At 71.4% G+C, this 7,534-nt stretch carries 8 protein-coding genes; 2 read left to right on the forward strand and 6 right to left on the reverse strand.

Translation table 11 applies throughout. The annotated features are described in order from the left end of the window. From I5I_RS07210 to I5I_RS07230, 5 genes are all read right to left on the reverse strand, one after another. Window positions 1-1,512 (reverse strand): SLC13 family permease (locus I5I_RS07210; protein WP_036318144.1); only part of this gene is annotated, 1,512 nt, incomplete at its 3' end. 34 nt (window positions 1,513-1,546) lie between these two features. Continuing rightward, window positions 1,547-2,497, reverse strand: coding sequence for a DnaJ domain-containing protein (locus I5I_RS07215; RefSeq protein ID WP_036318145.1), 951 nt, complete (start codon window positions 2,495-2,497; stop codon window positions 1,547-1,549). An 8-nt stretch (window positions 2,498-2,505) separates the two neighbouring features. Then, window positions 2,506-3,033 (reverse strand): hypothetical protein, encoded by a 528-nt coding sequence (locus tag I5I_RS07220; protein WP_036318146.1) that lies wholly within the window; start codon window positions 3,031-3,033, stop codon window positions 2,506-2,508. Further along, window positions 3,030-3,866, reverse strand: a complete 837-nt coding sequence (locus I5I_RS07225; protein WP_036318151.1) for an LssY C-terminal domain-containing protein — start codon at window positions 3,864-3,866, stop codon at window positions 3,030-3,032. The genes I5I_RS07220 and I5I_RS07225 overlap by 4 nt, the downstream gene beginning before the upstream one ends. Continuing rightward, complete coding sequence (locus I5I_RS07230) at window positions 3,866-4,930, reverse strand: enoyl-CoA hydratase/isomerase family protein (RefSeq protein ID WP_036318147.1); 1,065 nt, start codon at window positions 4,928-4,930, stop codon at window positions 3,866-3,868. The genes I5I_RS07225 and I5I_RS07230 overlap by 1 nt, the downstream gene beginning before the upstream one ends. A 123-nt stretch (window positions 4,931-5,053) precedes the next feature. On the opposite strand from I5I_RS07230, the gene I5I_RS07235 reads away from it, so the two are divergent. Then, a complete protein-coding gene (locus tag I5I_RS07235) occupies window positions 5,054-6,136 on the forward strand; it encodes an ATP-binding cassette domain-containing protein (protein ID WP_036318148.1) in 1,083 nt (360 codons plus the stop codon). After that, a complete protein-coding gene (locus I5I_RS07240) occupies window positions 6,133-6,957 on the forward strand; it encodes an ABC transporter permease (protein WP_036318149.1) in 825 nt (274 codons plus the stop codon). Before I5I_RS07235 ends, I5I_RS07240 begins: the two co-directional genes overlap by 4 nt. Window positions 6,958-6,964: 7 nt before the next feature. On the opposite strand, the gene I5I_RS07245 is transcribed toward I5I_RS07240, so the two are convergent. Beyond that, window positions 6,965-7,354 carry a hypothetical protein gene (locus I5I_RS07245; protein ID WP_036318150.1) on the reverse strand — a complete coding sequence of 130 codons (390 nt, stop codon included), beginning with the start codon at window positions 7,352-7,354 and terminating at the stop codon, window positions 6,965-6,967. Between the last annotated feature and the right edge of the window lie 180 nt (window positions 7,355-7,534).

Here is a 7,534-nt window from a genome sequence, read left to right on the forward strand (position 1 = left end):
CCGGGGATCCTCTAGAGTCGGCTGCATCACCATCAGATTGGCGGGCGTCGCGACCGGGGTGAGGAATGCCGCGGCCCCGGCGACGGTGAGCGCCATCATGAACGGCTGCACACTCGCATCGAGCGAGTGCGAGATCGCGACGGCGATGGGGATCACGACCAGGACGGTCGCGACGTTGGAGATGAACTGGCCGAGCACCATCGTCAGCACGCAGAGCACCAAGAGCGCCAGGTGCGGCGAGCCGGTACCGATGACGCCGAGGACGGCGTCGGCGACGACGTCGGCGGCACCCGTCGATACGAAGGCGGACGACAGCGGAACCATCCCGGCGATGAGGATGACGGTGGTCCACGAGATGGCGCGATAGGTCTGCGGCACGCTCAAGACCCGGGTCAGCACGAGTGCACCGGCCGCCAGCAGTCCCGCCACGGCGGCGGGCACGAGTCCGGTCGCGAGCAGCACGACCATCGCCGCGAGGATGCCGATCGCCCGCTTGGCGCCCCGGCCCAGCGGAACGGCGCGCTGCAGGACCTGGGGAGGGGTGACGGCGATGACGTCGGGCGACTGCGTGTAGCGCGTCAGCGCGGCCCACGGCCCCTGGACCAGCACCGCATCGCCGGCGCGCAGCACGAGCGATCCGGCAACACCGGTGCCACGCGAGGCGTTCGGCCCGTCCTCCTCGCCGCGGCGGACGGCGAGGATCACCAGGTTCTCGTCGTTCGTGGTCATGCCGGCCGAGGCCGTGCGCCCGATGAGACGCGAGCGAGGGGACACGAGCACCTCGGCGACACCCTCGCGCGCGCTGAACAGGCGGCCCGTGTCGAGGTCGACGTCGTAGCTGTCGCGAAGGGTCTGAGCGTGCGCGCGAGGATCGGGGGCGAGATCGGCCAGGCGCTCGGCGGCACGAGCCGGAAGCAGCCGTCCGCCGCCGAGCGCGACGACGGCGACCGTCGACAGCACCAGGGGGATGCCGGCGAGCGCGAACTCGAAGAAGCCGAACTCCCGCCCGCCGGCGGCGACGGCGGCCTCGCTGACGACGATGTTCACGGGCGTGCCGGTGAGGGTGAGCAGCGAGCCCGCACTGGCGGCGAAGGCCAGGGGGATCAGCAGTTTCGACGGAACGATGCCGGCGCGCACGGCGACGACGACCACGACCGGCAGCAAGGCGGCGACCGCGCCGTTGATGGAGATGAAGGCGGTCAGAACGGCCGCCAGCGCACCGATGATGACGGTGAGACGGGCCCGGCCGGCGCCAGCTCGAGTCACCACCTGATGGCCGAGCCAGGCCGTGACACCCGTGGCATCCAGCGCCTCGCTCACGACGAACAGCGACGCGATGAACAGCACCGTGGGGTCGCCGAAGCCCGCGAACGCCTCCGGGAGGGTGAGCACCCCGGTGGCCCAGAGCGCGAGCGCGACGCCCACGGCGACGAGCGCCAACGGCACCTTGCCGCTGACGAACGCGACGACCGCGAGCGCGAGGATCACGAAGGTCCAGCCGGCGGGGTCCATGTCCTCACCCTAGACGGCCGAACCCGCACGCCCTTCAGACGAAGCGCACGCTCTGCTGCAGACGGGTGCGCACATCGAACAGCTCATTGCCGCCGATGTCGCGGGCACCGGTCAGGCCCCGCCGGAGCACCGTCGCCAGCGCCGATCGCGCGACGACCGCCACGGGCAGCGAGCGCACCCGGCCGATCTCCTCGATCGCGCTCACGACGTCCTCGTCGGGCAGCACCACGATCGCGCCGCTGAAGCGGACGCGCGCCGCGCGCGCCAGCACGCGGGCCCCCGCGACCAGGTCGGCGATCGGAGAGCCCTCGACGCCCTCACCGATCAGCTCGCCGCGTCGCAGTCGCACCGGACCTCCGAGATCCTCACTGAGCAGGGCGTAGAGGCCGCTGGGTCCCAGCACGATGTGATCGACCTTCAGCGACGGATCACGCGGGTCGACGGCGACGTCATGCCACACCGTGTATCCCATGCCCAGGTCGCCGATGACACGCGCGCTGGCCTCTTCGGCGAGGGCGTCCGCGAGCATCCGCTTCAGCTCACGCGGGGCCGCGCGCACCAGCGCCGGGTCGTAGGGGTCGGGCACCTCGGTGCCGCGTCCCGCCCACTCGCGGATGAGATCGAGGTAGCGCTCGCGACGCCACCCCCCGGGCTGACCGAACGAGCGCGCCCGCGGGCGGGTGTCGGCCGGCCGCGACGGCGGACGCCAGCTCGTACCGGCGCCGCTGCCGTCGGCGCCTTCCGGACCGTAGGAGGGCGCCGAGGCGCCGAAGCCGTGACCGCGGTCGTAGGCGGTGCGCGCCTCCGGTGTGCCGACGAGCTCCCATGCGCGCTGCACCTGCACGAAGAGCGCGGCATCTCCGCCCGTGTCGGGATGGGTCTGACGCAGCCGCAGGCGGTACGCCTTGCGGAGCTCTTCGCCGTCGGCATCCGCGGTGACTCCGAGCACCTCGTAGGCGGACGCGGAAAGGGGACTGTCGAACACGGGACCTCTCAGCGCTTCTCGGTGCGACGGGCGTACGCCGCGGCGCTGCGGCTGGACAGCGCGAGCAGCACGAGGATGTCGAGCGCCAGCGCGGGCAGGGTCGTGAACAGCGTGATCTCCTGATCGCGCGCCCACCAGCTCGCGAAGGAGCTGGCGATGGACAGGGTGGCGACGGTCATCACGGCGACGCGTGCGAGGTTGCTGCCGAAGAACAGAAGGATCACGCACACGAGCTGGATCACCACGGCGGCGCCGAAGACGACGAGCAGGACGGCGAGTGAGGCGTCAGCCAGATCGGGGGTGGCATCGATGCCGTCGAGGTCGAGCACGACCGCGCTCGCATAGCTCTTCCAGTTCACCGCCACCTCGACCATCGAGCCGATCCCGACCAGCGCGCTCAGCAGCACCAGAGCGGCGCCGGTCACCGTCGTGGACGGCCGCGGCATCGCCGGGTCGTGGGCGATCGGCTGCAGGAGCCGGGTCACCGGTTCATACGACGGTCGCCGTTCGGGCCGCACGTTCCGCTCCGCGCTCATGCCACGGCCTCCTCGGAGACGTGCACCCCGCGCACGTCGACCACGGGCAGGTCACCGTCGGTGCGGATGCTGTCGCCACCGCCGTTGCGGGCGTGGTACCCGGTGGAGAAGTCGGCGATCACGTCCACGCGGACGGCCGGCTCTCCGGCGCGGAGGGTCGCGACGATGTGATCGCGCTCGACGTCGGTGTCGGCGTCGATGCGGTGGGTGACCTGCAGGGTGAACAGCGACAGGCCCACCGAGGTGTCGAACGTGCCCGCAGCCAACCAGTCGACGCGCCGGCCTCCCGGCAGCAGCCAGCCGTCCGGGCACTTCCAGAAGCGCACGTGGTGGCGCTGCGCCGGGTTGCCGTCGACCTCCTGCTGGTAGGCGAAGTCCTGTTGGCGACCGAAGAGGAACAGGGGGCTCACCGGAGCCTCGTGATAGCTGCGGCGGCGCAGGGTCGAGGTCACGATGCGCCACGACGACGCGAAGGTGACGGGATCTGCCTTCGTCCACCCCGATGCCCGCATCGCTCGCTCGATCTGCGCGCCCTCTCCCAGAAAGGCGAGGTTGACCGGATCGCCGAGAAGGCCGTCACTCGTGCGCGCACGTCCGATGAAGTAGTCGGGCACGTAGATCGTCGTGAGGATCCGATGCAGTCGGGGCAGGACGAGGTAGGCCAGCAGCAACCAGAACAGCAGGAAGCCGAGAATGCCCCACCATCCGACCGTCAAGCTCTCGGTGAAGCCCAGATAGGCGAGCCAGATGGCCGCCAGGCCCGCGAAGACGAAGAAGAACTGGTCGATCGCGACGCCGATCGACCATCTGCGCGAAGACCGGGTCCGGCTCATCACGGTCCCCACAGCGCCAGCGGCGGCTCCCACGCGAGCGCCCGCTCTGCCAGCCCGTCCTCGAGGTCGTCGAACGCGGCCGGATGCCAGTGCGGGTCGCGGTCCTTGTCGACCAGCTGCGCGCGAATGCCCTCGGGCAGGTCGGGCTGGGTCTGGGCGAACCACAGAACGAGCCCGTACTCCTGCGCGAGCGCGGCGCGGAGATCCGGCAGCCGCCGGGCAGCGCGCACGGCGGCGAGCGTCACGGTCAGCGCGGTCGGCGCGAGTGTCGAGAGCGCGTCGGCGGTGGCGACGGCATCCGGCTCGGGCCGCTCACGCAGCCGCGCGATGATCTCAGCGACGGTGTCGGCGGCGAAGGCATCGTCGATCCACGAACGGGCTGCGACGAGCCGCGACGGCCCCGGCGTCTCGTCGAACAGCAGCACGATCTCGGCCGGGGTCGCCGGATCGGCACGATCGGCGAGCGCGGCGCGGAGGTCTCCGATCCGCTCGCTCGGCACCAGCGCATCGGCGAAGCCGGCGGCGAGGGCGTCCGCGGCATCCATCGACTCACCGGTGAGCGCGAGATACTCGCCGAGCCGTCCGGGCGCGTGCGCCAGCAGCCACGAGCCGCCGACGTCCGGGGTGAAGCCGATGCGCGTCTCGGGCATGGCCAGCCGCGAGCGCTCGGTGACGACGCGGACCGCCGCATGGCCGGCCAGCCCGATGCCGCCGCCCATCGTCACGCCGTCGGCGACGACGACGACCGGTTTCGCATACGTGGCGATCCGAAGATTCAGGGCGTACTCGGCGCGGAAGAAGTGCGCCGTCTCCTCGACGCGTCCCGCGAGGATCCACTCGCGAAGGCTCCGCACGTCTCCCCCGGCGCACAGGCCGCGCTCGCCCGCGCCGTCGAGGAGCACCACCTCGATGTCGGCGTCGTGCTCCCAGCGATCCAGGGCAGCGGAGATGATCTCGATCATGCCCAGGTCGAGTGCGTTGATGGCCCGTGGACGGTTCAGGGTCAGGTGTCCCACTCCCCGGACGGTGCGGACCAGCACGGTGGGTTCGGCGGCATCGCTCACTCTCGCAACGTTACCCGCGCCGTCGGTATCGGCGCCGCCCGCGCGGGCGCAAGGCCCGCGCGGGCCGATCGGGCAGGATGGAGACGGCGGCCGACGACGGCCGGTGCTGACGAGAGGACGACGATGCCCGAAGGACACCTCCTCGAGTTCCGTGGGGTCACGAAGACATTCGGCGCGATTCGCGCCGTCGACGACTTCACCGCCCGCGTCGAGCCCGGACGCGTGACGGGATTTCTCGGCCCCAACGGCGCGGGCAAGACGACGTCGTTGCGCATCCTGCTCGCGCTTGTGCGCGCCACCTCCGGCACCGCCACCATCGGCGGCCGGCGGTACTCGGAGCTGCGCCATCCGCTGCAGACCGTCGGCGCCGCACTCGAGGCCTCCAGCTTCCATCCCGGGCGCACCGCCGCCGGTCACCTCACCGTCGCCGCACACGCGGCGGGGCTCCCCCGCGCACGAGTGGACGACGTCCTGGGCCTCGTGGGGCTCGCCGACGCTGCCGGCCGCAAGGTGGGCGGCTTCTCGCTCGGCATGCGACAGCGCCTCAGCCTGGCCTACACGCTGCTCGGAGACCCCGCCGTGCTGGTGCTCGACGAGCCCGCGAACGGTCTGGACCCCGAGGGGATCAAGTGGCTGCGCGGCTTCCTCGGCCAACTGGCCGGCGAAGGACGCACGGTGCTCGTGTCGTCGCACATGCTCGCCGAGGTGCAGCAGACGGTGTCGGCACTGCTGGTCATCTCCCGCGGCCGACTCGTCTACGAGGGCGATATCGGCGACCTCGTCGCCGCGGACGACGTGGCGACGATCATCGATGCCCCCGACCGCACCGCCCTGGCGAATGCTCTCGATGCCGCAGGCATCGCGTACACGCCCCTGCGCTCGGGCTTCTCCGTGCGCGGCGCCGAGCCCGCGCGACTCGGCGCCATCGCCGCGGCCGCGGGAGTCGCCCTGTCGCATCTGCAGCGGCGCGGCCCGGTGCTGGAGGAGGTGTTCCTCGAGCTGGTGAACGGCACGCGTGTGCCGGCGCAGGCGACGCCGGCGTCATCCCCGGTGAACGACCTCCCCGCGCCGCTCGCGGCCGCTGCCGCGCCTGTCACGACCTCGCCCGAAGACCCAGAGCCGGGCGTCGAGGACGCCGAGTACATCCACGCCGTCGAGGACGACCCGAACGATACGGTCGCCGCCGAGGAAGGAGATGTGCGATGAGTCTCGTCAACGCGTCCCGGTCGGAGCTCACGAAGCAGTTCACCACGGCGATGTGGTGGATTCTCGCCGTCGTTCTGCTCGCCTACGTCGGGGTGACCGCGGGCGGCCTGTCCGCCGTGTTCGGTGCGGTCGCCAGCGGGACGCTGCCGGGCAGCTCGACCAGCGGTGCCGAGATGTCGCCGACGATGCTGCCTCCGCTCATCTACAGCCTCGCCACCTCCGTCGGCTACGTGTTCCCCCTGCTCATCGGCACCCTCCTGGTGACCAACGAGTTCCGGCACAAGACGCTGACGCCGACGTTCCTGGCCACGCCGCGGCGAGGGATCGCCCTCGGCGGCAAGCTGACCGCGGGTGTCGTCATGGGCCTGCTCTACGCCGGCGTCGCGCTCGTCGCGGCGGTCGGGATCGGCGCGGCGGCACTCGCCGCGTTCGGCGTCGACACGCGGCTGGGCGAGAGCGACACCTGGGCGATGATCGGGCGCATCGTGGCGAGTTTCGTTCTGTGGACGCTGATCGGCGTCGGCGTCGGCACCCTCGTGCGCAATCAAGTCGCCGCCGTCGTCGGCGTGCTGGCGTTCACGCAGTTCGTCGAGCCCATCGCGCGTACTGTGTCGACGCTGGTCGAGGGCCTGTCGGGTGTCACCGCCTACCTGCCGGGTGCGGCCTCAGACGCCCTGGTCGGCACCAGCATCTACGCGACGATGGGCGCCGGCGGGGCCGTCCCTCTCGCGTGGTGGGGCGGAGGCATGGTCCTGCTCGGCTACGCCGTGGTGTTCGTCGGCCTCGGCTATCTGACGAGCTGGCGGCGCGACGTCGCCTGACCCGCCGTCAGGAGTCGGCGAGTTCGACGACGTCCGACGCGTCGTCGCCGTCCAGACGCAATGCCTGGACGAGCGCGACCCCGTGACGAGTCGTCAGCACGAGGCGCTCGAACTCGGCATCGTCGGAGAGATCGACGACCACCGCCGGGCGACGACGGCGCACCAGGACGAAATCGTTGCCGCTCGCGGAGCGCCAGGTTCCCATCGCGACGGCGCCCCGCACCTGCGTGCCGGGGCTGGGCACTCCGCGCAGCCAGGTCCAGGCGTCGTCGGTCAGCTGCACCCGGAGGATGTGAGACCTGTCGACGCGCACGCTCTCCGATCGCCGCGACAGGGCGCGTTCGACGCCCGACAGCACGATCTCGAGCTGCGTCGAATCGAGCAGCAGGGTCACCATGACTTCAGTCTGCCAGCGTCACCATGTGCGGATGCTCACAGCCCCGCAACGATCCGGTCTCGGCGCGGGCGATATCGTGGAACGTCGGCGACGATGCGCCGGCGTCACCCGACACGGAGTCTCCCGATGCCTCGATTCGATCTCGATCTCCCCGCCCTGGAAGCCTTCGTCCCGCGTGCG

The organism is Microbacterium sp. B24 (assembly GCF_000333415.1).
Taxonomy (GTDB): domain Bacteria; phylum Actinomycetota; class Actinomycetes; order Actinomycetales; family Microbacteriaceae; genus Microbacterium.